This window comes from Fontisphaera persica, from assembly GCF_024832785.1.
Taxonomy (GTDB): domain Bacteria; phylum Verrucomicrobiota; class Verrucomicrobiia; order Limisphaerales; family Fontisphaeraceae; genus Fontisphaera; species Fontisphaera persica.
Window position 1 is genome coordinate 1,470,388 of the sequence record NZ_CP116615.1, and the last position, 23,777, is coordinate 1,494,164.

The 23,777-nt window shown below is 58.6% G+C and carries 19 protein-coding genes and 1 tRNA gene; 11 read left to right on the forward strand and 9 right to left on the reverse strand.

Going from position 1 to position 23,777, the window contains the following annotated elements:
- The first annotated feature begins 98 nt into the window (after nt 1–98).
- From NXS98_RS05085 to NXS98_RS05095, 3 genes are all read left to right on the forward strand, one after another.
- Nucleotides 99–821 (forward strand): hypothetical protein, encoded by a 723-nt coding sequence (locus NXS98_RS05085; protein WP_283847393.1) that lies wholly within the window; start codon nt 99–101, stop codon nt 819–821.
- 146 nt (nt 822–967) lie between these two features.
- Nucleotides 968–1,041, forward strand: a tRNA-Gly gene (locus tag NXS98_RS05090).
- 22 nt (nt 1,042–1,063) lie between these two features.
- A complete protein-coding gene (locus NXS98_RS05095; RefSeq protein WP_283847394.1) occupies nt 1,064–1,657 on the forward strand; it encodes a response regulator in 594 nt (197 codons plus the stop codon).
- 16 nt (nt 1,658–1,673) lie between these two features.
- Here the strand turns inward: NXS98_RS05095 and NXS98_RS05100 are convergent, their stop codons facing one another.
- From NXS98_RS05100 to NXS98_RS05130, 7 genes are all read right to left on the reverse strand, one after another.
- A complete protein-coding gene (locus NXS98_RS05100) occupies nt 1,674–1,958 on the reverse strand; it encodes a TMEM14 family protein (protein WP_283847395.1) in 285 nt (94 codons plus the stop codon).
- A 72-nt stretch (nt 1,959–2,030) separates the two neighbouring features.
- Nucleotides 2,031–4,862: a DNA topoisomerase III gene (locus NXS98_RS05105; protein ID WP_283847396.1), complete on the reverse strand. Its 2,832-nt coding sequence runs from the start codon at nt 4,860–4,862 to the stop codon at nt 2,031–2,033.
- Between the two features lie 247 nt (nt 4,863–5,109).
- The gene (locus NXS98_RS05110; protein ID WP_283847397.1) at nt 5,110–5,709 is read right to left on the reverse strand and encodes a hypothetical protein; all 600 of its coding nucleotides are present in this window, start codon (nt 5,707–5,709) and stop codon (nt 5,110–5,112) included.
- A gap of 41 nt (nt 5,710–5,750) precedes the next feature.
- Entirely contained in the window at nt 5,751–6,143 is a 393-nt protein-coding gene (locus NXS98_RS05115; protein WP_283847398.1) for a HesB/IscA family protein, read from the reverse strand.
- Between the two features lie 136 nt (nt 6,144–6,279).
- A complete protein-coding gene (locus NXS98_RS05120; protein WP_283847399.1) occupies nt 6,280–7,368 on the reverse strand; it encodes a glycosyltransferase family 4 protein in 1,089 nt (362 codons plus the stop codon).
- Nucleotides 7,365–8,255 carry a DUF268 domain-containing protein gene (locus NXS98_RS05125; RefSeq protein ID WP_283847400.1) on the reverse strand — a complete coding sequence of 297 codons (891 nt, stop codon included), beginning with the start codon at nt 8,253–8,255 and terminating at the stop codon, nt 7,365–7,367. The genes NXS98_RS05120 and NXS98_RS05125 overlap by 4 nt, the downstream gene beginning before the upstream one ends.
- Nucleotides 8,256–8,411: 156 nt before the next feature.
- Complete coding sequence (locus tag NXS98_RS05130) at nt 8,412–9,083, reverse strand: NYN domain-containing protein (RefSeq protein WP_283847401.1); 672 nt, start codon at nt 9,081–9,083, stop codon at nt 8,412–8,414.
- A 313-nt stretch (nt 9,084–9,396) separates the two neighbouring features.
- Between NXS98_RS05130 and secA the strand changes: the two genes are divergently transcribed.
- From secA to NXS98_RS05150, 4 genes are all read left to right on the forward strand, one after another.
- Entirely contained in the window at nt 9,397–12,474 is a 3,078-nt protein-coding gene (gene secA / locus NXS98_RS05135) for a preprotein translocase subunit SecA (RefSeq protein WP_283847402.1), read from the forward strand.
- A gap of 50 nt (nt 12,475–12,524) precedes the next feature.
- Nucleotides 12,525–13,865 (forward strand): immunoglobulin domain-containing protein, encoded by a 1,341-nt coding sequence (locus tag NXS98_RS05140; protein WP_283847403.1) that lies wholly within the window; start codon nt 12,525–12,527, stop codon nt 13,863–13,865.
- Nucleotides 13,866–14,028: 163 nt separating this feature from the next.
- A complete protein-coding gene (locus NXS98_RS05145; RefSeq protein WP_283847404.1) occupies nt 14,029–15,447 on the forward strand; it encodes a TonB-dependent receptor in 1,419 nt (472 codons plus the stop codon).
- Nucleotides 15,448–15,536: 89 nt separating this feature from the next.
- Entirely contained in the window at nt 15,537–16,598 is a 1,062-nt protein-coding gene (locus NXS98_RS05150; RefSeq protein ID WP_425499935.1) for a sialidase family protein, read from the forward strand.
- A gap of 20 nt (nt 16,599–16,618) precedes the next feature.
- Here the strand turns inward: NXS98_RS05150 and NXS98_RS05155 are convergent, their stop codons facing one another.
- Nucleotides 16,619–17,353 (reverse strand): 3-keto-disaccharide hydrolase, encoded by a 735-nt coding sequence (locus NXS98_RS05155; protein ID WP_283847405.1) that lies wholly within the window; start codon nt 17,351–17,353, stop codon nt 16,619–16,621.
- Between the two features lie 236 nt (nt 17,354–17,589).
- Between NXS98_RS05155 and NXS98_RS05160 the strand changes: the two genes are divergently transcribed.
- The 4 genes from NXS98_RS05160 to NXS98_RS05175 all read left to right on the forward strand — a co-directional run bounded on the left by NXS98_RS05160 (nt 17,590) and on the right by NXS98_RS05175 (nt 22,008).
- Entirely contained in the window at nt 17,590–18,300 is a 711-nt protein-coding gene (locus tag NXS98_RS05160; protein ID WP_283847406.1) for an HAD-IA family hydrolase, read from the forward strand.
- Nucleotides 18,301–18,468: 168 nt separating this feature from the next.
- Entirely contained in the window at nt 18,469–19,293 is an 825-nt protein-coding gene (locus tag NXS98_RS05165; protein ID WP_283847407.1) for a succinate dehydrogenase cytochrome b subunit, read from the forward strand.
- Nucleotide 19,294: 1 nt separating this feature from the next.
- A complete protein-coding gene (locus NXS98_RS05170) occupies nt 19,295–21,211 on the forward strand; it encodes a fumarate reductase/succinate dehydrogenase flavoprotein subunit (RefSeq protein ID WP_283847408.1) in 1,917 nt (638 codons plus the stop codon).
- A gap of 23 nt (nt 21,212–21,234) precedes the next feature.
- On the forward strand, nt 21,235–22,008 hold the full coding sequence (locus NXS98_RS05175) for a succinate dehydrogenase/fumarate reductase iron-sulfur subunit (protein ID WP_283847409.1): 774 nt from the start codon (nt 21,235–21,237) through the stop codon (nt 22,006–22,008).
- A gap of 121 nt (nt 22,009–22,129) precedes the next feature.
- Here the strand turns inward: NXS98_RS05175 and zwf are convergent, their stop codons facing one another.
- The gene (gene zwf, locus NXS98_RS05180) at nt 22,130–23,686 is read right to left on the reverse strand and encodes a glucose-6-phosphate dehydrogenase (RefSeq protein WP_283847410.1); all 1,557 of its coding nucleotides are present in this window, start codon (nt 23,684–23,686) and stop codon (nt 22,130–22,132) included.
- Nucleotides 23,687–23,777 lie beyond the last annotated feature (91 nt).

Below are 23,777 nucleotides of genomic sequence, written 5' to 3' on the forward strand. Positions count from 1 at the left end.
GGCCGGTGGGGGGATATCTGCTGTCCACTGCAATTGCTGTCCTTGGTTTGGTAAAGTAAATTGGGTTTGTGCAGTGGCTTGCAAACGCATGCAAAGGCGTGCTGATACACGCAATGTTGGGGGCTTTTTGCCTGCCAGCCGCTGCGCCAACACCCCGTGCTGCGGTGGAAACGCCGTGGTTGATTTCCAAGCAAGGCTGGCGTCTGGTGAACGCCAAAGGCCAGCCGGTCACGCTGCGGAATAATCCCCTGGCCAGGGATGTCACCTTCGGAGAGGTGCTTGTCTTTGTGCAAAGCAACCAGGTCAATCAACTGACCTATCGGACGGGTCAATTTGCCTGCACAGAATTTGCCGTAGCCCTGCATGACCAGGCCGAGGCTTCTGGCATTCGTTGCGCGCTGGTTGGAGTGCGTTTTGCACGTGGCATCGGCCATGCCTTGAACGCCTTTCACACCACCGACAAGGGTCTGGTGTACATTGATTGCACCGGCTCGCCCAGGCCCTCCGCAGACCCGGGACGTTACGACACCATTGGTTATCTCAAAATTGGCCAGCCCTATGGGCGCCTGCCCCTCGAATTGGGGGCTGTGGATCCTAATCATTACGAGCGTTATACCTACATCATGGGCCTATGGCGCTGGGTGCAAATGGAGTCCCAGCGTCTCAAGGCCTCCGCCCTCCCGGATGCGCCTGAAGAACTCGCCCTAACCCCAGAAGAAAGGGGCGAACGCCGCGCCAAACTACGCGCCCAATTGCAGCGCCTGCAAACCCGCTATGATATGAACCCCCATCCTGTCAAAACCATAGACATTTGGTGGTAACAGGGAGGCGGCTGGCAACTCACCTGCCCCGGGTTAATGAATCCCCTCAATGGCAAATCACGACCGAGCAGGAAGGGCCCCCATCCTCGTGGCCGGACTCAATTTTTTATTGTCCTAATGGTGGCGTTGATTATCTTTATCCCAGCGCGGGCGTAGTTCAATGGTAGAACGGAAGCCTTCCAAGCTTCACACGTGGGTTCGATTCCCATCGCCCGCTCCATTTTTTACACCACCCCGTCCCTATGAAAGTGTTGCTGGCCGAAGATGAACTCGCTTCCCGTGAGATGCTGGAAACCATCCTGAGACGCATGGGGTTGGAGGTGGTCGCCTGCGGGGATGGGGAAACGGCCTGGGAATTATTACAGTCCGCCCAACGCCCCTCGCTGGCGGTGCTAGATTGGCGCATGCCAGGTTTGGATGGCGATGAGATATGCCGGCGGGTGCGCAGTGTGCCTGCCCTGCGTCATCTTTATTTGATTCTGGTCACCGGCCTCAGCCAGCCGGAGCACATTGTGGCCGGATTGGAGGCCGGCGCCAACGACTACCTGACCAAACCCTTTAATCCTGTGGAATTGGAAGCCCGCGTGAAAGTGGGATTGCGCGTGCTGCAGCTCCAGGACGAATTAATCGCCCGCATCCGGGAGCTCGAGCTGGCCATGAGCCACGTCAAACGCCTGCAAGGCCTGCTGCCCATTTGTGTCATGTGCAAGAAGGTGCGCAATGACGACAATTACTGGCAGCAGGTGGACGCCTATTTTGCGGAACATGCCAATGTGCGCTTCAATCGGGCCCTGTGCCCGGAATGTGCGGCGCGCGAAGCCCGCAAGTTTGAGTAACCCGCCCCGTTGTCTTTTAGAGCAGAAAAAGGAGCAGCAGGACAATGGCCGAAACAATGGCCATCATGCCTGCGGGCATAAATTTGCCGGTCTTAATCACCCGAAACACAAAAAAGCCCGCCAGTACTGCGGTCAACAGGCGTCCCACCCATGGCGGCAACACCCCCAAGGCACACAGGGCCAGAGGAATGGCAAAAATGGTGGAAGTCACCAGCGACATCGTGCTGCCCGCCTTGAGATAACCTATCAAGCCGCCGACCACCAGCAACACCACATAAACCCACAAAACAATCTTTGTCATGCAGGCCAAGATAACGCGATTTGCCCCAGTAGCAAACGGGGGCGGCAAAAAGGGGCGTGAGCGGGACGGCACTCAAGCCCCGGCCTCGCGTTCAGGAAACTCAAAGGCCACCCTTTCCTTTTCGTCCAACACCAGCGCTGCCTTGAAAGGTTTGCCCGTCTTTTTTGAGATAAAGCCGTCTAACACATCCGTGCGCCTCTCGGCCAGGAGCTTGGTTATTTGCGCGGCATCCAGGGGCTGCTGCAAAATGACCTTGCCCACCTTGAATTTGCAAGCCCGGCTGGTTAATTGAGTGCGCTCGCACAAGTAGGCATCCGGGCCCTCATAAACCCCGCCCCCGCAACGGGGACATTTGCCCAGCGCCTTTTGTCCCGAAAAATCCAGCTTCGGCGGCGGGGGCTGGTCGGCCGATTTTTTGGCGTCCTTGGCCCGTCCTGGCCGGGCGGCAAATTCAAAACCCACCGAGCCGTCTTTGCCCAACACCAGGTGGGCGTCAAAAGTGCGTCCATTGCGTTTGGACACAAATCCTTTCAGCAAACCCGTTTTGCCCTCCGCCAGAAGCTGTTTCATTTCCTCCGGCGCCATTTTGCGCTGCAAAATGACGGTGCCGGTGCGGAAATCGCAGGTCTTCTCCGGGCCGGTCGCTTTTTCGCACAAGTACGCCATGCCCGCTTCAAAGACCCGCTGGCCACATTTGGGACATTGGCCCAGCGGTTCCTTGCCGGAAAAATCCACCGCCGCGCCGTTTTCCTTTTCCCCGTTTTCCGCCTGCCCGTTCTTGCGCTCTCCGTTGCCAAAATCCAGTTCGATGTTTCCATCGTCAGCCAGACGCAGCATCGCGGCAAAGGGAAACCCTTTCTGACTGCGAAATCCCTGCAACGGCCCGATTACCTTCCGGGACACCAATGCCTCCGCCTCTTCATGCTCGAGGATGCGTCCGGCCACAATTTTACGAAAGGCAAAGTTGCAATTCTGGCACTGGAAATTGCGGTAGTTTTCCTTGATTAAGCCGCCACACTTGGGACAAGGAGTCTTCAATTCGCCAAAATCACCCGGCACGGTATCGCTGTGGTAATTGCGGGCCTGCTCCACGATATGGCGGGTCATGGCTTCGATTTCGCGCATGAAATCCTCCCGCCGCATCTGGCCGCGCTCCATGAGCTTGAGCTTGAACTCCCAGTCCCCCGTCAGTTCGGGTTTGCACAACTCCGGAATACCCAGACCGTTCAGGAGCACAATCAGGGAAAAAGCCTTGGCGGTGGGCACCAATTCCTTGCCGTGGCGGACCACATACTTTTCTTCAATCAAGCCCTCAATAATGGCGGCGCGGGTGGCAGGTGTGCCAAGGCCTTTGGCCGCCATGGCTTCCCGCAATTCTTCGTCCTCCACCAGCTTGCCCGCGCCCTCCATGGCGCTCAACAGGGTGGCTTCCGTAAACCGCGGCGGCGGGCGGGTTTGGCTCTTTTCCACCTGAATTTCCGTTGTGTCCACGGCCTCGCCCGGCTGGACCGGAACCAAAGAGGGAGTATCATCAGCCGGCGCTTCTTTGCCATAAACCGCCAGCCAGCCGGGATTTAACATCACCTTGCCCTCGCTCTTGAAGGGCTCGCCCTCCACGCGCGTGATGCGAGTGGTGACCAGGTATTCCGCGGCCGGATAGAAGACTGCAAGAAACCGGCGCGCAATCATGTCATAAATCTTCCGCTCGGCATCGGTTAAGTGTTTGGGCTCCAACGGGGTGGGGATAATGGCGAAGTGGTCGGATACCTTGGCATTGCTGAAAATGCGTTTGTTGGGCCGCACCCAGCCCTGTTCCAGGACGGTTCGGGCAAACGTGCCGTAATCGGTCCCCTCCATGGCCTTGAGCGTCTGGCGCACGGTGGCTTGATAATCTTCCGGCAGGGCGCGGGAGTCCGTGCGGGGGTAGGTGATGACTTTGTGTTTTTCGTAAAGGGCCTGGGCCAGCGAGAGGGTGGCTTTGGCTGAAAATCCAAAGCGGCTGTTGGCCTCCCGTTGCAGGGAGGTTAGATCGTACAGCAACGGTGAAAGCTGCGTGGCCGGCTTGCTTTCCTCGGTGACCACACCCGGCTTGCCCAGACAACGGGCGCGGATGTCCTCCGCCCGCTGGGCATCCCACAGGCGTTCGGGGCGCAGCTCCGCATCCTCCTTGTCGCGGACAAACTTTTCGTCAAACCACCGGCCGGTGTAAGTGCCTGCTTGAGCCGTAAAGGTGGCATGCACCTCCCAATAGTCGCGGGGCACGAATTTGCGGATTTTATGCTCCCGCTCCACCAAAATGGCAAGGGTGGGAGTCTGCACCCGGCCGACGGTGGTTTTTTGAAAGCCACCGCTGCGTGAATTAAATGCCGTCAGAGCGCGAGTGCCGTTAATGCCCACCAGCCAGTCCGATTCGGAGCGGCAAATGGCGGCAGTCGCCAGCGGCTGCAACTCTTCATCCGCCCGCAAACTGGCAAACCCTTCGCGGATGGCCGCAGGAGTCATAGATTGCAGCCAGAGGCGGCGGATGGGCTTGGCGGTGCCGGTGTACTTGACGATATACCGAAAAATCAACTCTCCCTCTCGCCCCGCATCGCAGGCGTTAATGAGACTGTCCACATCCTTGCGCTTGATCAAGCGTTCCAACAGGCGCAGTTTGGATGCGGTTTTCTCAATCGGTTGCAGATCAAAGTGGGGCGGAATCACCGGGAGGTGGGCAAACGACCATTTGCCGCGCTTGACCTCATACTGCGGCGGCACGGCCAGCTCCAATAAATGCCCCACCGCCGAGGCGAGGACATATTGATCGCTCTCAAAATAGTCGTCATGCGACTTGAATCCCCCCAGGGCCTTCGCGATGTCGCGGGCCACGGACGGTTTCTCTGCAATGATTAATGCTTTGCCCATGCTATGTGCCTGGCCAACCCCCGCAGGAGGCCGTCTGCATTGGACGGCGCCAAGGCGCTGGCGTCAAGAGATGCCGCTTAAAACACGCTCCTGCAGAAAAAGCAATCCCCAAAATCATCTCCGCACGGTTTTGGGGCCGCATCCCCTTTCCAATATTTTCCCCGCTGCCCGGGGAGGGAATCCATATTCTGGGCATGCCTCACCCCTGCCTGGTACCCTAAGAAGGATAACCGAGCTTTTTGCCTGATTACAGGGATAACTGCACCAGACGTTCCTGTAACTGTCCAGACCATCGGTTGATATAGCTCAGAATGCGATAAATCTGCTCCAAGCGCTCCAGGGGTAATGCAGCCGCTCGGTCAGGACTTCCCACTGGCGGCGCCTTCTCCCATGCTGCATTGAGCGCCTGTAACTCGGCCATGAGTTCTTCCCGCCTGGCATTCACATGCGCCTGCACTTGTTGCAACTTGTCCACCCATTCCAACCCCCGGGCAAAAAGCTGCACCTTGACCATCGGCGACTCGGCTTTGGCTCGTTCAGCCAAAAAGGCATCCACATCCCGGCAAAGCTGGCCCACTTCGACAAATAAATCCATGGTACCAGGAGGAATGCGCTGAATGTCTTTGGGGCGCTGGCCGGCCTCCAATTCGTACAGGTGCAGCAGTCGCTCCTTGGGTTCACTTAAACACTGGAAGGCCGCATTCAATTCCGCGTACCGCTCGGTGGCGGCGCGGCATTCGGCCTCGGAGGTGTGATGGAAGCGATCGGGATGCACTGCATTGGAGAGCTGCAAGAATCGCTCCTTCAAGGCCTCCACCTCCAGGGCCGGACGGCGTGGTTCGTTCAAAAGCGCAAAGTAGTCGGTCATCCGCGAGGGGGTTGGGCGGTTTAGGCGCTGAAACTTTCCCCGCAAGAACAGGTGGTGGCGGCGTTGGGGTTTTTAACCTTGAATCCTCCACCCTGCAGGGCATCCACGTAATCCAGTTCGCTGCCGGTAACGTACAACGCGCTTTTGGGATCCACCACCACCCGAATGCCCCCACTTTCCACCAATATGTCGCGGTTGGCCGGACCATCCTGCAAATCCATCTTGTATTGCAGGCCCGAGCAGCCTCCTCCCACCACCGCAATGCGCAGCACGCCATGGGGCCGCCCTTGTTTTTGCAACAAAGAACGCACTTTTTCCCCGGCGCTGGGGGTCACCCGCACCAGCCGTTCATCTCCCACGCGGTAATTGACCGCTGCCGCAGGTTGGTTTTGTTTCGCAGAAGCCGCTATCATATCTCTTCATACTATCCTGCGAGGCACTCAGCGTCAACTCAACCACGCCAAGCATTGCAGCCGCGTGGCCTGAAAATTGCAGCGCAGCGTCTTAAAAAGGGGCATGCTTCCAGATGGCCTGAGCCTCCGGAATTGTTCAGGCTGGCGGATTGCCCTTGCCCGCCAATGCGAGGTACTGCGCCGCCACTGTAACGGCATCAAACTGCTGTTTGATGTGGGCACACCTGGCTGAAAGTCGCTGCCAGAGCTGGGCATCGTTGAAGAGTTCGTCAAAACGCCGCGCCATGCCTTCCACCGAAGTCTCCACAAAACACGTCTCTCCATCCCGTGCCATTATTGAGGATACACTGGGGGAGCACACCGCAGGTGTATGGCTGGCCAGTGCTTCCAAGGCGGTGGGTGAGGCCACCGGGTGGGCATATTTGGAGGGAATGGAAACGGCTCGTGCCGTGGCCAGAAGTTCTTTGAGCCTTTGCACCGGCACCAGGCCAGGCAACTCCACACGTTGCTGCAAGGCAGCAGGCATCTTGTGCAAGGCCTGGACGAAACTTCTCTCCGGCTTGCCGGTCACCACCAGCCGCGCATCGATGCGTTGCATCAAGGCCAGCGCTTTCAGGGACATCTGAGGCTGCTTGTATTCCTGCTGGCCCAGGTGGATGATTAGAGGGGCCCTTTGGCTCAGGGGCCTGGCAGTATAACGATGCGTCTCAATGCACGTGGGAATGACGGTGATTTTCGCCGGTTCCAAACGACATTCACGCGCCACCGGCGCCACCAGTTCGGGACAAGTGGTCACCACCTGGGCTGCCAGCCGGTAGGTCATGCTCTTGTAAATGATGCGTCCCAGGGGCCCCAACGGCCCCAACCATCGCCGTTCGACGTCATGAGCCACCAAAATCGTGCGGGCCCGAAACCGTACCGGCACTGCCCCGTTGATGAGGATTAAATCCGGCTGATGGCGTGCTTCCAGCGCTGCACCGTGCCGCCGCCAGGCCAGGAATTTCCGCCAGTCCGCCATGCTTGCCTCAGGCTGCAATACGTCCAGCCGGGGCAACTGCTCCAATTCGTACAACTCCCTGACGCCGTCTTCCACCGCGATTCCATGCGTGGCGGCGCACACTACTTCGTGTCCCTCGCGCAGCCATGCGCCGGCCAGGGAAAAAATGAACTGGCTGATGCCATCGGCGCGCGCCAGGGAATCCCGCTTGAGGATGAGGATTTTCATGCGGGTTCGTTGCGCAAGACCCATACAGGGGCGTATTCCGGGCAGCCGGGATGCAAAGGCTGCACCTCCCAGCCAGCGGGTCCGCGCTGGTATTTAACCGGCTCCCATCCGAAACCGGTATCACGGTCCAGGGCAGCTTCATCCCATCCAAAGCGATCCTCCACGGTCCAACCTTGAAGCAACAGGGGAAGCCGCAGACGGCCATAAATGCGGTGGATATTAAAGACCACCTTGTCTTTTCCTACCGGCACGGTGAGGAAAAGGCGGCCACCCGGTTTAAGGAGGCGCTTCATAAGTTGCATGGCCTTGAGGTCCCCTTCGGGATCCAAAGGCTCGCCATAGCGCCCCAAACCGTCATGTTCAAACGAGGATATGGACAATGCAGCATCAAAGGGCTCGACCCGCGCCCAGTCCAGCGGCGCGCGCATAAATTGCAACCGTTCATCCTCAAATTCAATCGGATTGTAATCCACGGTCACGGGACGGGCGCCGTAATGCAGGCCGATGGCCTCATACCAAGGGCCGTAGCCTTGATCCGTGCTGCCCATTACCGCCACCCGCTGGCCGGCAATGGGATAGCGTTGCAAAGCGGAATATAACCACGCATCCACCTGCCCATAGTGCCCCAATTCCCCTGCGGCCACCCGCTGGCAAATTTCGGCGATGCGTTGCCGGTCGTAATGAAGGGGCACAGACCGCGACCCATCCACATAAGCATACCAGACAGCCACTTTGCCTCCCAGCGTAAAGGCCGGCCGCAGGGACCGCGGAATCAAGGAAGGCGGTTTGCCGTGCAGATAGCACCAAGGCGCCAAGGCCGCCGAGTACAAGTGCTTGAATGCGCAATGCATCCGGGGGTATCGGCGAATCCAATCTTTCCAGGACATGCGATGTTTCTGCGCCACAGCGACCCGCTTGTTTCCCTGCGCAGACGCAACCCATGCGCCAGCAGGGAGCATTGATTCGGTTGGCCGTATTACAAAGGCGCACCCTCTCCGGAGCAAGCGGAAAAGGGGTCCCGGGAGTCTGCGAGCGATGCCAGCTTACATGACCGGCTCGATATGCCGCAGGAAATCCGCGTCTTCCACCAATTCACCGCTAAGACGGGTGCCGCCGACTTCCACCACCGCCACTTGCAAGCCCTCCCGGCGGGCCATTTTCATCGCGGGCACAATGTCCGTATCCCCGGAAAAAATCAGAATGCGGTCCACCAATCTTTTAATCGCCAGGGTGGCCACATCCAGTCCCACCCGGATGTCCACCCCCTTTTGTTCCAAGGCAAAGGTAACATCCTCCGGCTCAAGGGCTGGGACGGCGCTTCCCTCTTGCGCCGCGGCCAGGGCTTTGCGCACAAAGCTCTCGGTTAATAGCCACCCGCGGGGCTTCAACACACCGCGCCGCAGGGCCACCAAATCCATTTGCCCCAGTTCCTTGAACAATTTGGTGGCATAGGCATTGGTGGGGCTGGTACCAAAATCGGCGGACTTGCCATCCACCGGGTTGGTCACCATGCCGTCGTAGGGATAAGCATCGTAGTAAAAAATGCGCCAAGGTTCTTCCTCCTCCGGGTTCAACGCCAGCAACGCATTTTTTCGCACCACCTCCGCAGTCACCGTGGGCCGGCGGGCATGCCCGTTGGAAACCGTCTCCGAAAGTTCTTTACGCAACACCTTCGTAAACCAACCGCCATCAATCAATAACGCAACTTTTTTCATGTTTGATTTATCAGGTACTTCTCCCTCCGCGGTATCGCCGGGGAAGGTCAGATGTTTTTCCCACAATGGGCTCCGTGTTCAATCACCATACGCCGCTGGCGTCAATACCGCAACAAAAACTCCCGCGCTGTTGGCGAGGCGCAACTTTCCATGCCCCAGCCGGCCACCTCCCCCAACAGAATCGCCCACCGCATTCCCTTGCCGCCACCGTTCTTTCTGGGGTTACGGACATGGGGGCACTCAGGGTTTTAATCTGTGCATTTGACGGTGGCCCTGTTCTCCCGTAGGCTACTTCGTCACTGTTGGCATTAACATGCTAGGGTACATCATCAAAAAGATTTTCGGGTCCAAGAATGACCGTGAACTGCGGCGCCTGCTGCCTTTGGTCCGCCAGATTAACCAGATTGAGCAGGAGCTGCAAAGTCTGCCGGACGAAGCCTTGCGCGAAAAAACGGCCGCCTGGAAAGCCAAACTTTCCACCATCGAGGACAATAACGAGCTGCAACGCGAGCTGGATGCTATCCTGCCCGAAGCTTTCGCGGTGGTCAAAAACGCCTGCCGCCGGCTGCTGGGAACCGAAATTGTGGTGCGGGGCCACACCATCAAATGGGACATGGTGCCCTTCGATGTCCAGCTCATGGGCGCCTGGGCGCTGCATAAAGGCCGGATTGCCGAAATGGCCACCGGTGAGGGCAAAACCCTCGTCGCCACCCTGCCCGTCTATTTGAATGCACTGAGCGGGCGCGGGGTGCACGTGGTCACAGTGAACGACTATCTGGCCGCCCGCGACAGCGAATGGATGGGCGCCGTGTACCGTTTTCTGGGGTTGACCGTGGGCTGCATTCTCCATGACCAGCCGCCCAGTCTGCGCCGCGAGCAGTACCACTGCGACATTACCTACGGCACCAATGCCGAGTTTGGCTTTGACTACCTCCGCGACAACGGCATGGCCACCACCGCCGAAGAGCAGGTTCAGCGGGGCCATTATTACGCCATTGTGGACGAGGTGGACTCCATTCTGATTGATGAAGCGCGCACCCCGCTCATCATCAGCGGGCCGGCCGTGGTCAATGCGGACAATGACCATTACGCGCAGCACAAACCGATGGTGGAACGCCTGGTTCGCGCCCAGGAGCAGTTGTGCAACCGTTTTCTGCGCGAGGCGGAGGAACTGATGAAAAAACTCCATCCTGCCGACGGCTCCCACCCCGAAAACCCGGAGGAGCTGGAACGCCAAATCGGTCTGCTGCTCTTCAAGGTCAAAATGGGACAGCCGCGCTCGGAAGGTTTGATGCGGTTGCTGGAAAATCCCGAAAACATCCGCCTGATGAACAATGCGGAGCTGCAGCTTCACGCCGATCAATCCAAGCGCGAGCTTTACGCCACCAAGGAGGAGCTGTTCTTCGCAATGGATGAGAAAACCCACGAAGCAGACCTGACGGAGAAGGGGCGAAAATTCCTCAGCCCCGACGACCCGGATGCTTTCGTGATGCCGGACCTGATTTCGCTTTATCACGCGATTGATACCGGCCCGGAAACCGATCCACGCAAACGTGCTGAACTCAAGGCCCGGGCGCAGGCGCAGTTTGAGGAAAAGGCCAAGACCATCCATTGCATTGCGCAATTGTTGAAGGCCTACTGCCTGTACCTCCGCGACGTCCATTACGTCGTGCAGGACAACAAGGTCGTCATTGTGGACGAAAACACCGGACGCTTGATGACCGGCCGCCGCTGGAGCGATGGCTTGCACTCGGCCGTGGAGGCCAAGGAAGGGGTGGAGGTGGAAAAGGAAACCCAGACTTACGCCACCATCACCATCCAAAACTATTTCCGCATGTACACCAAGCTGGCCGGCATGACCGGCACAGCGGAAACCGAAGCGCAGGAATTTTACGACATCTACAAGCTGGGCGTGCTGGTCATCCCCACCAACAAGCCGTGCATCCGCAAGGATTTCAACGACTCCGTATATAAGACCAAACGCGAAAAATTTGCCGCGGTCCTCAAGGAAATTCAGGAAATTCACGCCCAGGGCCGACCCATTCTCGTGGGCACGGTCTCCGTGGAGACCAGCGAGCATCTCTCCCGCATGCTTCAGCGCGTGGGGCTGGTCCACTCGGTGCTCAACGCCAAGTACCACCAACAGGAGGCTGAGATTGTGGCCCGAGCCGGCCAGCGTGGCGCTATTACCATCGCCACCAACATGGCCGGCCGCGGCACGGACATTAAACTGGGCCCCGGCGTGGCCGAACTGGGCGGTTTGCATGTCATTGGCACCGAGCGCCACGAAGCCCGGCGCATTGACCGCCAGTTGCGCGGCCGCTGTGCGCGCCAGGGAGACCCCGGCTCCTCGCATTTCTTCATCTCCCTGGAAGACGATTTGATGCGCTTGTTTGGCTCGGATCGCATCGTCAAAGTCATGGAGAAGATGGGTTACGAGGAGGGCCAGGAGCTGCAGCATCCGCTGCTCAACCGCTCCATCGAATCCGCCCAAAAACGCGTCGAGCAGCAAAACTTTCAAATTCGCAAGCGCGTGCTGGAGTACGACGACGTGATGAACAAACAGCGCGAAGTCGTGTACGGCTTCCGCAATGAAATCATCCACGCCGACGATGTGCGGGACCGCCTGATGGACATCATGGAAGAAGTGGTCCAAACCAAGGTGATGCAATACATCACCACCGATGAAGAACGCGACCAATGGAATCTGCGCGGGCTGGCGGAATGGATTAACCTCAACTTCCCCATCACCATGCCCGAAGCTGAGCTGGCGCGCCTGGCCGACACCGCCACGGAAACCCCGGTGCCAGGCTCCATGTTCGATGGCATGACTCCCGCCCAGTTGGCGGTATGCCGGGCAATTATCAAGGCTGTGCGCGATGCCTACGAGCTGAAGGTGCAGTATGAGAACCCGCAGGACCTGAAGGCCATTGAACGGTACACCATTCTTTCCGCCATTGACCGGCGCTGGCAGGAGCACCTCTACAACATGGACAGCCTCCGCAACGCCATTGGCCTGCGCGCCTACGGCCAGCGTGACCCGCTGATTGAATACAAGGCCGAGGCCTACAAAATGTTCGATGAGCTGATGGTGGAAATTAAATCCGAGGTGTGCCACAACATCTTCCGCAGCGCCTCCAGCCTGATGGCCTTCGAGAATTTCCTGCGCAATCTGCCGCAGCAAACCATGCACGAAAACGCTTCCGCCTATGGCTCTGCCGCCGCGGCGGCGCCGGGCGCGGCGCCGCCGCGCAAGGAAAGCGATATCGTCAGCGAGGCCAATCAAGCCCTGGCCAAAGCCAAGCCGGTGCGCACCGGCCCGAAAGTTGGCCGCAATGACCCCTGCCCTTGCGGCAGCGGAAAGAAGTATAAACATTGTTGCGGGCGTTGAGGCCGCAGCCGGCAGCAGCCTGGCGGCGGACCAGCGCCATGTAAATGCCTATGCCCAATCAAACGTGGTTCCTCCGGTTCATGCTCTGCGCCGCGATAGTAGGGACCGGCATCCCGGCGCTGCGCGCCAGTCTGGGCGATGCCCTCAACCCCACCCTGCCCTGGACCACCAGTCCGGAACGTCCCTGGGTGGAGGTCTTTGACATCACCCACGACGATGAGAGCGCCGCCCGTTCCGCTTTTATTTCCGCCGGTCAAACGTCCTGGCTTCGCACCACCGTCACGGGCCCGGGCAAGATTGAGTTTTGGTGGAAGGTTTCCACCGATTATGAGTTGGGCTACCTGCAATTCAGTTGCCTAGGGCAAACCCTGGAAATCAACGGTGAATACGAGTGGGAATTCGTGAGCATCCCGCTGCCGGCGGGGCAGCATGTGCTCGAGTGGGCTTACGTGAAACTGCCCGGTTTCTTCATGATGGGCGACGCTGCCTGGCTTGACGAAGTGGCCTTCACGCCGGGCGACCACCCCCCCCAGTTCATCCGCCAACCCGCTGATGCTGACGTGATTGCGGGCACAGAACTTTCCCTGACCCCCTTTGTTTCCGGCAGCCTGCCCATGACGTATCAATGGTATTTCAACAGTGCGCCGCTGGCTGGCGCCACGCAGGCGGTATTGCGCATACCCAGCGCCTTTACCAATCATACGGGCAGCTACCGCTTGGTGGCCCGCAATGCTTTTGGCGCAGCCACCAGTGCGGTCGCCCAGGTGACCGTCACACTGGACCCCCTAGCCTTAGCCCTCAATGCGCCCCATCTCTATTGGGAAACGACCCCGTTTGCGCCCTGGGAGCCGCAAAGTATGACCGCTCACGATGGCGTGGCGGCGGCTCAATCTGCGCCTTTGTTTGACAATGAAGCCAGCGCTTTGAGCACCACGGTCGAAGGCCCTGGTTTCATTTCGTTCTGGTGGAAAGTGTCCAGCGACGGAGACGCGTTAAGTTTTACCATTAACAACATCGAACAGGATTTCATATATGGTGAAGGCGAATGGGAGAAGCGCGTTTTTGCCGTCCCTCCTGGCCGCGCTCAATTGGAATGGGTCTATATCAAAGACGGAGCAGGCAGCGCGGGCGATGATGCGGGATATCTGGACGAAGTCACTTTCACCCCTGCCCCGCGTCTGTTGGCCCCTCGTGTGCAACAAGGCCAGTTTTCCGTGCAGGCCCAGACGCTGCAAGGATATCAGTACACCTTGGAATACCAGAACTCACTCTCAGGCACCAACTGGACGCCGGTGGTGACCATCCCCGGGGATGGAACTCTCAAAACGCTGACGGACACTGCCGCTCCGCGGCTGCAGCGTTTTTATCGTGTGCGCCAAACCACGCCTTGAGCAGCGTGTGGTGCCAAGGATTGGCCCCACGCTCCCATGCCGCACCCCGCACGAGAGCTTCAGGCGGCCCCCCTTGCCCTTTTAAGGGATAAGATTTAATTACCGCCTTGGGGAGCTCACTTCGCACTCGTCTTTTTTGCGTCCTGCGCTACTTTGGAGGTGCATGAGCCGGGAAATTTTGGGGACACACCAGAAGGCGTTGCAGATCAACCTGGACCCGACCTCTTATGGCACCTTTGCCGAAATCGGCGGGGGGCAGGAGGTGGCACGCTGGTTTTTTCGTGTGGGTGGCGCGGCCGGCACGGTGGCCAAAACCATGTCCGCCTACGACATGACTTTCAGCGACGCCATCTATGGCCAGTGCAAGCGGTACGTGAGCCGCCAGCGCCTGAGCACCATGCTCGACCACGAATACCAGCTCCTGGTCGAGCGCCTCGACGCCAAACGCGGCGCTACCACCCGCTTCTTTGTTTTTGCGGATACGGTCGCCGTCAAGAGTTTCCGGGGCAACAATGACTGCCACGGCTGGCTGGGCATCCGCTTTCAAGTCGAACCGCGCGGCGAACCTTCCGACATCATCATCCACGTGCGGATGCTGGACCGCGAAAGCGTCATGCAGCAGGAGGCGCTGGGGGTCATGGGGGTGAATCTCATCTATGGCGCGCTGTATTTTCACCAGCAGCCCCGTACGCTCATCATGTCACTCCTTGACAACCTCACCACTGAACGCGTCGAGGTGGACCTGGCCCGCTTTTCCGGCCCTGCCTTTGCCGGCGTGGACAACCGGCTCATGAGCCTGGAGCTGGTCAGCCACGGTTTGACTGATGCTGCCATGTTCACCGCGGACGGTGAAGTGGTTCAAGCTGCCGAATACCTCTACAAACGTCCCATCCTGGTTGAACGCGGCAACTTCCGCCCGGTGACCCGGTTAACCCTCGATTTGCTCGCCAATGCACGGGCGCAATTTATCGAAGACGCCCAGGCCAGTCCGGAAGAGGTCGCCGTCATCATGGAAATGACCTTGCGCAGCCTGACCACTTCTCCCGGGGGGATTGACCACCGGGATTTTCTCGACCGTGCCGATATTCTGGGCGCATTGGGGCAGACCGTGCTAATCTCGAACTATGCGCGTTTCTTTCGCTTGGCCAATTACCTGTTTCGGCACACCAAAAAACGCATCGGCATCGCCATTGGCGCCCCGGCGTTGCGCGAACTCTTTTCCGAGAAGTTTTACACCGACCTCGAAGGCGGCATTCTCGAATCCTTCGGACGGCTGTTCAAAAACGACCTGAAGCTGTACCTGTATCCCATGCGCGACCCGCAGACGGGGCAGCTTATCAACGCGGAGACTTTTCAACCCGAGCCGCATCTCCGTCCCCTGTACGCCTACTTGCGCGAAAAGAAATTCATCGAGGACATTCGCAACTACGACCCCACCTGCCTGAACATCACCTCGGCCGACGCCCTCGCCCGTCTCCAACGCGGCGATCCCACCTGGGAGAGTCTCGTGCCGCCGCAGGTAGTGCAAATCATCAAAGAACGGCGCCTCTTTGGATGGCAACCCCCTTCCCCGTCAACCTGATGATGGACCAAAGCTGATTTGAACCTTGCGGCCATCCCGCGGGAATGCCTGCCGTGTTTGTTCTTGCCCGCGGCGGTTAAATTACCAGTATGAGCATCATGCAACGCCTTCACCCGGTTTGGCTGGACTGTCTGATTGCCCTTGTTATTGGGAGCAGCTTGGCCCTGTCTCAAACGCCTCCACCTGCGGCTGCCATGTCCTCCAATGCACTTCTTCAAAGTGAATTTATTTTTGAACAACCACCCACTCCCCAATGCCATGCCTCCACCATCGTGGAAACGGCAGAGGGCCTGGCCGTGGCTTGGTTTGGCGGACGCCATGAGCAAAACCCCGATGTTGGCATCTGGTTTTCCCGCCATCGCGGCGGCCAATGGAGTGTGCCCGTGGAAGTAGCCAATGGCATCCAGCACGCAGCCAAACGTTATCCCTGTTGGAATCCGGTTCTATTCCAACCTCGCCAGGGTCCGCTCCTGCTCTTTTACAAAGTCGGCCCCAGCCCTTCGCAATGGTGGGGCATGTTGATGACTTCTGACGATGCAGGGCAAACATGGAGCCTGCCCCGCCGTTTGCCCGAGGACATTCTGGGGCCGGTCAAGAACAAGCCAATTCAACTGCCCAATGGGGATATTCTTTGCGGCTCCAGCTCCGAACATGCCGGCTGGCGGGTGCACTTTGAGCGCACACCAGACCTTGGGCGCACATGGGAATTAATCGGGCCGGTGAACGATGGCAAGGAATTGGGCGCCATCCAACCCAGCCTTCTGGTGCACCCCAATGGCCGTTTGCAAGCGGTAGGCCGCACCCGGCAGGGCAAGGTCTTTCAAATATGGTCCACCGATGGGGGACGTACCTGGGGGAAAATGACCACCTTGGAACTGCCTAATCCCAATGCTGGCACGGATGCACTGACACTGAAGGACGGGCGCCATGTATTGGTGTACAATCACACGGAACGTGGGCGCACGCCCTTGAACCTCGCCCTGTCCACGGATGGCCAGCAATGGCAACCAGTGCTGACGCTGGAAGACTCACCCGGCGAGTATTCCTACCCCGCCATCATTCAAACTCGTGACGGGCTATTGCACATCACTTACACATGGAAGCGCCTGCGTATCAAACACGCCGTCGTGGACCCCGCCAAACTGCCCTGAGTCCGGCCATCCCCCAAGCTTCAACGTTTCGCCGAAGCGGAAGGACTTAAATCGGTAAGATACAATTCCTTGAACTCCACCTTCATGGGCGGCCCTTGATGCATCTGCAAGGCAATCACCCCCTTGGGCAAAGCAAATCGGGGCTGATAATCCTCCACCTCACACATCAAAACCCCGTTAATCCACAGTTTGATTATCGGGCCTTGCGCCCAAATGCGATACTCATTCCAGTCTCCTGCCTTGATGACTTTGAGCAGCTCTTCTGACTTGGCAAAAGTGGTCACCGTGCGTTTGCCGTCCTTGTCGAAATGCACCTTTTCCCCACGCTGGGCCACCAGCCCGCGCTCATGCTGGTACAAACAGCCGACGTATTCACCCGCGGCGTCAATGTCTGCCTGGTACCCCCAAGTGTCAAAATTCGGCAAAGCTTTGCTGCGAAATTGAATCCCGGAATTGGCCGGCCCGGTAATGCGCCACTGGCAGCGAAACTCAAAATCAGAAGGCTCGCCCCCTTTCCAAATCAAATAATGACTTTGCTTGCAAGGTTTCTCGGGCGTGCTCTCACAAACCAGCACCCCATCCTTCACCTGCCACCAGCCAGGCGCACCCTCCCAGCCACTCAAATCCTTGCCATTAAAAAGGGATTGTCCCTGCTTGGTGTGGGTGGTGGTCACCCCACACCCCGGCCCCAACAAACAGAGCGCAACCCCCACGAGGCCATAAACAAATCCCGGTGTGAACAAGCGTGATTTCATGTATTCAAGCCTACCAATAGCCATGGCTGATGCCAATCCTAATGCAGAAAAGGTTTGAGCGGCCACAACAGCAATGGGTCCAGGGAAAGACGCGCAAGACATCCAGCGGGGAGTCTTTTAGGGTTGCACCTTGGGTGGGCCATGTTCTTTTTGCCACCCGCTGGAGCGCTACGCCCAGCAGCAATAAAAAACATTTGGTCTCCGGCACAGACTAGGCTATCAATGAACCCGTACACATGCTCGACACCAAACCCATACGAGCCGTAACTTTTGACGCGGGTGGCACGCTGCTCCGGCCTGCCGCGCCCGTGGGTGAGATTTATGCCCGTGTGGCAGATGCGTTTGGCTTGCGTGATGTCACGGCTGCGGAACTGGAGGAAAACTTCCAACGCGAATGGCGGCAAAAAGGAGAATTTGATTACACGCAGGACGCCTGGTTTGCCCTCGTGCGCCGCACCTTTGGCCTGCACGCCGCACGGTTGCCTGACGCCTTTTATCCCGCCCTTTACGAGGAATTCGCCCGGGTGGAGTGCTGGCATTTGTTTGAGGATGTCCTCCCCACCCTCGATGAACTGGCCAGTCATGGCATCCCTCTCGGCGTGATTTCCAATTGGGACAACCGCCTGCGGACGCTGCTTGCTGCCTTCAAACTCACCGGCTTTTTTGATGTCATCATTCCCTCCTGCGAGGTGGCCTTCCACAAGCCCAGCCCGGTGATTTATGAAGTCGCGGTGCGGCAGCTTGGACTGCCCCCGGAACAAATCCTGCATGTCGGCGATCATTTTCTGGAAGACGTCGAAGGCGCCCGCTCGGCCGGCCTCCAGTCACTGCATTTGGTGCGCGGAGCCTTGCACAAAACGGCCGGCCAGATTACCTCCCTCTTGGAGGTGCCCACGGTGGTCGAACTGGCCGGCGGGCATTTGCTCATTTCTGGATTAAACACCTGAGCCCCCCTGCTCCTGCTTCCGCCCAGCTTGTCCGAAGCCAGCGCAAAAGCTCAAGTATTAGATTTACTAATCCATTAAAACATGATTGACGATGTCAAGACTTTCTTTAATCTCTTGCGCCATATGTGCGCAGAGCGTCTGCGCCCTTCAATGACATAATTTTATTCCATGAACTTGGTCTTGCGTATTTGGAATTCCTCGTTGGGGAAGAAATACCTGATGGCCCTCTCAGGGGTTGTTCTGGTGCTGTTTGTGATCGGCCACATGGTGGGCAATCTCCAGATTTTCCTGGGGCCGGAAGCCATCAATCGGTATGCGCATTTCCTGCAAAGCAATGTGGAGTTGTTGTGGCCGGTGCGCCTTTTCCTGCTGACGATGGTGGTGTTGCACATCGTTTCGGCCATTCGCCTGACCTTGGACAACCGGGCCGCCCGGCCCATGGAATATGCGCACGGGCAACCACCGTTTGCCGCCAGCCTCGCCTCGCGCACCATGTTGGTGGGAGGCCTTGTGGTGGCCAGCTTCATCGTATTTCATCTGCTTCACTACACCATCAAAATTGACTCCTTGAGTGTGGTTAAGACCAGCGCCCCGGCAACGGCGCTCAAGTTTCAGGATTTGAAGGAGATGCTTCCCACCGGCGAGACCCGTCCCGATGTATATGCCATGATGGTGGCGGGCTTTAGCAACCCGTGGATTTCTCTTTGCTACGCGATTGGCGTCGGCTTGCTGTGCTTCCATCTGAGCCACGGCATCGCCGCCATGTTCCAATCCCTTGGTTTTCGCAATCACGTGTACAGCCCGCTCATAGAAAAAGCCGCCAAAGTCATCGCCCTGGTGCTGGTGGTGGGCTATCTCTCCATCCCGGCGGCAGTGCTTTTGGGTCTTGGCAGGACTCATTTGGAAAAAGCCGTGGCACAGGCAGCCATGATTAAAAGCCTGCCGGCATCCAAAGCCGACCCCCAGAACCTCAAGGCCAACCCTTTGAAGTAACATGAAACTCGATTCCCGTATTCCCTCAGGTCCGCTGGCCCTGAAATGGGACAAGTGCAAGTTTGAAAACAAGCTGGTCAACCCGGCCAACAAACGCAAATACGAAATCATCGTGGTGGGCGCCGGCCTGGCAGGCGCTTCCGCCGCCGCCACCCTGGGCGAGCTGGGTTACAAGGTGAAAAACTTTGTTTATCACGACAGCCCCCGCCGGGCACACTCGATTGCGGCTCAGGGTGGCATCAACGCCGCCAAGAATTATCAAAATGATGGCGACTCAGTTTACCGGCTGTTTTATGACACGCTGAAGGGCGGGGATTTCCGCGCCCGCGAGGCCAACGTGTACCGGCTGGCCCAAGTGAGCGTAAACATCATTGACCAGTGCGTGGCGCAAGGCGTGCCCTTTGCCCGGGAGTACGGCGGGTTGCTAGACAATCGTTCTTTTGGCGGCGCGCAGGTCTCCCGCACCTTTTACGCGCGCGGCCAAACCGGTCAACAGCTCCTGCTGGGCGCGTACTCGGCATTGATGCGGCAGGTGGCCGCGGGGACGGTGCAATCCTTCACGCACTACGAAATGCTCGACTTGGTGGTGGTGGAGGGACAAGCCAAAGGCATCATCGTCCGCAACCTCATCACCGGCGAAATCAGCCGGCACAATGCCGACGCGGTGGTGCTGGCCACCGGCGGTTATGGCAACGTGTTTAATTTGACCACCTACGCCCGGCAATCCAATGCCACGGCTATCTGGCGCGCTTACAAACGCGGGGCCGGCTTTGGCAATCCCTGCTTTACCCAGATTCATCCCACCTGCATCCCCGTCACCGGCGATTACCAGAGCAAACTGACCCTGATGAGCGAATCGCTGCGCAATGACGGGCGCATCTGGGTGCCCAAAAAAGCGGGCGACAAACGCCCGCCCAATGAAATTCCCGAGGAGGAACGCGATTATTTCCTGGAGCGGATTTATCCCAGCTTTGGCAATCTGGCGCCGCGGGATGTCTCCTCCCGTGCCGCCAAACGCGTATGCGATGAAGGCCGGGGCGTGGGGGAAACGGGACGTGGTGTTTATCTTGATTTTTCGGATGCCATCAAGCGGCTGGGGGTGGACAAGGTGCGCGAGCGCTATGGCAATCTCTTCGACATCTACCATGAAATTACCAACGAAAACGCCTACCAGGTGCCGATGCGCATTTATCCGGCGGTGCATTACACCATGGGCGGTTTGTGGGTGGATTACCACTTGATGAGCAACATCCCCGGGCTGTTTGTGCTGGGCGAAGCCAACTTTTCCGACCACGGCGCCAACCGCCTGGGCGCCAGCGCCCTCATGCAGGGACTGGCGGATGGTTATTTCGTCATCCCTTACACCATCGGCAACTACCTGGCCACCCAGGACCCGGGTAAACGCCCGTCCACCTCCCACATGGCCTTCCAGGAAGCCGAGGAAAATGTGCGCTGGATCATCAAGCGGCTGCTGTCGGCCAAGGGCAAACGCACCGTGCATTCCTTCCACAAGGAGCTGGGCAACATCATGTGGGAATACTGCGGCATGTCCCGCAATGAAGCCGGCCTCAAGAAGGCCCTTCAGCTTATTCCCGCCCTGCGGGAGGAATACTGGAAAAATGTGAACGTGCCCGGCGAAGATAACAATCTGAACCAGGCTCTCGAACGCGCCGGCCGCGTGGCCGACTACATGGAACTGGCCGAGTTGATGTGCCTGGACGCTCTGGAGCGCCGCGAATCCTGCGGCGGCCATTTCCGGGAGGAATACCAGTACGAAGACGGCGAGTGCAAACGGGACGACGCCAACTTTGCCCATGTTGCGGTGTGGGAGTACCAAGGCCCCAACAAAGCGCCCGTGCGGCACACCGAACCGCTGGTGTACGAAGAGGTCAAAATGGGCACGCGCAGCTACAAATAATTTTTCAACGGGACGATCGTTCTATGAAAGTCAAACTCAAGGTTTGGAGGCAGAAAAACGGCAGCGCCCCCGGCGCCTTCGAGATTTACGAGACGCCGGAGTTGAACCCGAACATGTCTTTTCTGGAGATGATGGATGTGGTCAACGAGGACCTCACCCTCAAGGGTCAGGAGCCTATTGCTTTTGACCACGACTGCCGGGAGGGCATCTGCGGCACCTGTTCGCTGGTCATTAATGGCAAACCGCACGGGCCACATCGCGGTGTGGCCACCTGCCAGACCTACATGCGCAGCTTCAAAGATGGCGATACCATCATCGTGGAGCCTTTTCGGGCCAAACCATTTCCCGTCATTAAAGACCTCATCGTCAACCGCAAGGCCTTTGACAAAATCATGCAGGCGGGCGGGTTCATCTCCGTCCGCACCGGCAGCGCGCCGGATGCCAACAGTATTCCAGTGCCCAAGGAAAATGCCGACCGCGCCATGGACGCAGCGGCCTGCATTGGTTGCGGCGCGTGCGTGGCTGCCTGCAAAAACGCCAGCGCCATGCTTTTCGTGGCGGCCAAGGTCTCCCATCTGGGCCTCCTGCCACAAGGCCAGCCGGAACGCTGGCGGCGCGCCAAGGCCATGGTGGAGGCCATGGACGAAGCGGGATTTGGCGCCTGCACGGTGACCGGTTCTTGCGAAGCAGTTTGCCCGAAAAACATCAGCCTGGATTTCATTGCCCGCCTGAACCGCGACTACGCCGTGGCCCTGCTCAAAGGCGACCCCCCCCAATCGGCCCAAGGCGCCGGCTAAGGTTTGCAACCTCCGGCTCCCTGAACGGCTGGTTGCGACCGGCGCCGACACGGAACCTCTCAGGCGCGTCCTTCAACAACGCGCGGGGAAGTCCACCTCCTTCGCGATGCCGCCCATCCTTTCAGGCCGCTGGCTGGGGGTTTCGCCATTCCCGGCCGTCCCGGGCCATCAATTCGTCGGCGGCCACGGGTCCCCAGGTGCCTGCCGCATAGAACTCCCGATTGGACAACGGGGCCGACCACGCTTCGCGAATGGGGTCCACCAGGCTCCAGGCCGCCTCCACTTCGTCGCTGCGGATAAACAACGTGGCATCGCCCGCCAGCGCCTCCAACAACAGGCGCTCATACGCCTCGGGGGTGTAGGCCCCAAACTCCGTGTTGTAGCTGAAATGCATGCGCACCGGCCGCACCCGCAAACTGGAGCCGGGCACCTTGCCGTTGAAACGGAGGGAGATGCCTTCATGCGGCTGCAGCCGCAGGGTGATGGCGTTGACGTCCAGTTGCAGGCCGCATTGCGCGGCAAACAACACATTGGGAGCGGGACGAAACTGCACCCGCACCTCGCTGGCGCTCAAGGGCAGGCGCTTGCCACTGCGGACGTAAAACGGCACGCCACTCCAGCGCCAGTTGTCAATCTGCAGCTTCAAGGCCATGTACGTCTCCACATTGGAGTCCGGGCGGACGCGCGGCTCCTGCCGGTAACCCGGCACCGGCTGGCCGTCAATAGTTCCCGCAAAATACTGGCCGCGCACTGCCTGCGTAGCGGCCTGCGCCGGAGTAATGGGACGGATGGACTTGAGCAGTTTGACCTTTTCATTGCGCACGGCTTCGCTTTCCAGCGTCACGGGCGGTTCCATGGCCACCAGCGCAAGCACCTGCAGCAAATGATTCTGACCAATATCCCGCAGGGCGCCGGCCTCTTCGTAAAAGCCGCCCCGGTCCCCTACGCCGTGCTGTTCGCTCACGGTGATTTGCACATGGTCCACCAGTTGCCGGTTCCAGAGCTGCTCAAAAATGGAGTTGCTGAACCGAAACATTAAAATGTTCTGCACGGTTTCCTTGCCGAGGTAATGGTCAATGCGGAAGATTTGCTGCTCGTCCACCAGCCGTAGAAGATGTTGATTCAAGGCCCGGGCGCTTTGCAAATCGTGGCCAAACGGCTTTTCCACCACCAGGCGCTGCCAGCCGGTTTGCTCGCCCAGCCGCTGCAACAAACCGGCGTCATGCAATTGCTGGCTAATCTCGCCAAACTGGCTGGGGGCCACCGCAAGGTAAAACAACAAATGCCGACGTAAATCCTCAGCCGGCGCCGCCTTCAGCATTTCCCGCAGGCGCTGGTAGGTGGCTGAATCATTGAAGTCGCCTTCGCAATAAAACACTCCTTCCGCAAACGCCTGCCACTTGTCGGCCGGAGGCGTGCCGGAGCGTGAAAACCGCTCCAGCGCGGCGCGCAACTCCGCGCGCCAGGTCTCATGAGTTTTGTGGCGGCGCGCCACGCCAATGACCTGAAAGGGCGCGGGCAGCATGCCTTCGGCAAACAAATGGTACAAAGCCGGGATTAATTTGCGCGCGGTCAAGTCGCCGCTGGCGCCGAAGATGACCACCGTGCAGGGCGTTACGGCTTTGCGACCGGCATCCAACTGACAATTAAAAACATCCTCGCTTACTGCTGTTAGCATAGGCTCTAAGGTTGTCCCTGAAGGATAAACATGCAAATCCAGCCGCGTCGGTGGTCTGGGGATTCACGCCGGCCGGTTTTGGCGGCGTACG

Excerpts from the sequence above, each read along its gene's own strand:
- NXS98_RS05095 (WP_283847394.1), top strand. The coding sequence starts at position 1,064 with ATGAAAGTGTTGCTGGCCGAAGATGAACTCGCTTCCCGTGAGATGCTG.
- NXS98_RS05100 (WP_283847395.1), bottom strand. The coding sequence starts at position 1,958 with ATGACAAAGATTGTTTTGTGGGTTTATGTGGTGTTGCTGGTGGTCGGC.
- NXS98_RS05105 (WP_283847396.1), bottom strand. The coding sequence starts at position 4,862 with ATGGGCAAAGCATTAATCATTGCAGAGAAACCGTCCGTGGCCCGCGAC.
- NXS98_RS05115 (WP_283847398.1), bottom strand. The coding sequence starts at position 6,143 with ATGATAGCGGCTTCTGCGAAACAAAACCAACCTGCGGCAGCGGTCAAT.
- NXS98_RS05120 (WP_283847399.1), bottom strand. The coding sequence starts at position 7,368 with ATGAAAATCCTCATCCTCAAGCGGGATTCCCTGGCGCGCGCCGATGGC.
- NXS98_RS05125 (WP_283847400.1), bottom strand. The coding sequence starts at position 8,255 with ATGTCCTGGAAAGATTGGATTCGCCGATACCCCCGGATGCATTGCGCA.
- NXS98_RS05130 (WP_283847401.1), bottom strand. The coding sequence starts at position 9,083 with ATGAAAAAAGTTGCGTTATTGATTGATGGCGGTTGGTTTACGAAGGTG.
- secA (WP_283847402.1), top strand. The coding sequence starts at position 9,397 with ATGCTAGGGTACATCATCAAAAAGATTTTCGGGTCCAAGAATGACCGT.
- NXS98_RS05140 (WP_283847403.1), top strand. The coding sequence starts at position 12,525 with ATGCCCAATCAAACGTGGTTCCTCCGGTTCATGCTCTGCGCCGCGATA.
- NXS98_RS05145 (WP_283847404.1), top strand. The coding sequence starts at position 14,029 with ATGAGCCGGGAAATTTTGGGGACACACCAGAAGGCGTTGCAGATCAAC.
- NXS98_RS05150 (WP_425499935.1), top strand. The coding sequence starts at position 15,537 with ATGAGCATCATGCAACGCCTTCACCCGGTTTGGCTGGACTGTCTGATT.
- NXS98_RS05155 (WP_283847405.1), bottom strand. The coding sequence starts at position 17,353 with ATGAAATCACGCTTGTTCACACCGGGATTTGTTTATGGCCTCGTGGGG.
- NXS98_RS05160 (WP_283847406.1), top strand. The coding sequence starts at position 17,590 with ATGCTCGACACCAAACCCATACGAGCCGTAACTTTTGACGCGGGTGGC.
- NXS98_RS05165 (WP_283847407.1), top strand. The coding sequence starts at position 18,469 with ATGAACTTGGTCTTGCGTATTTGGAATTCCTCGTTGGGGAAGAAATAC.
- NXS98_RS05170 (WP_283847408.1), top strand. The coding sequence starts at position 19,295 with ATGAAACTCGATTCCCGTATTCCCTCAGGTCCGCTGGCCCTGAAATGG.
- NXS98_RS05175 (WP_283847409.1), top strand. The coding sequence starts at position 21,235 with ATGAAAGTCAAACTCAAGGTTTGGAGGCAGAAAAACGGCAGCGCCCCC.
- zwf (WP_283847410.1), bottom strand. The coding sequence starts at position 23,686 with ATGCTAACAGCAGTAAGCGAGGATGTTTTTAATTGTCAGTTGGATGCC.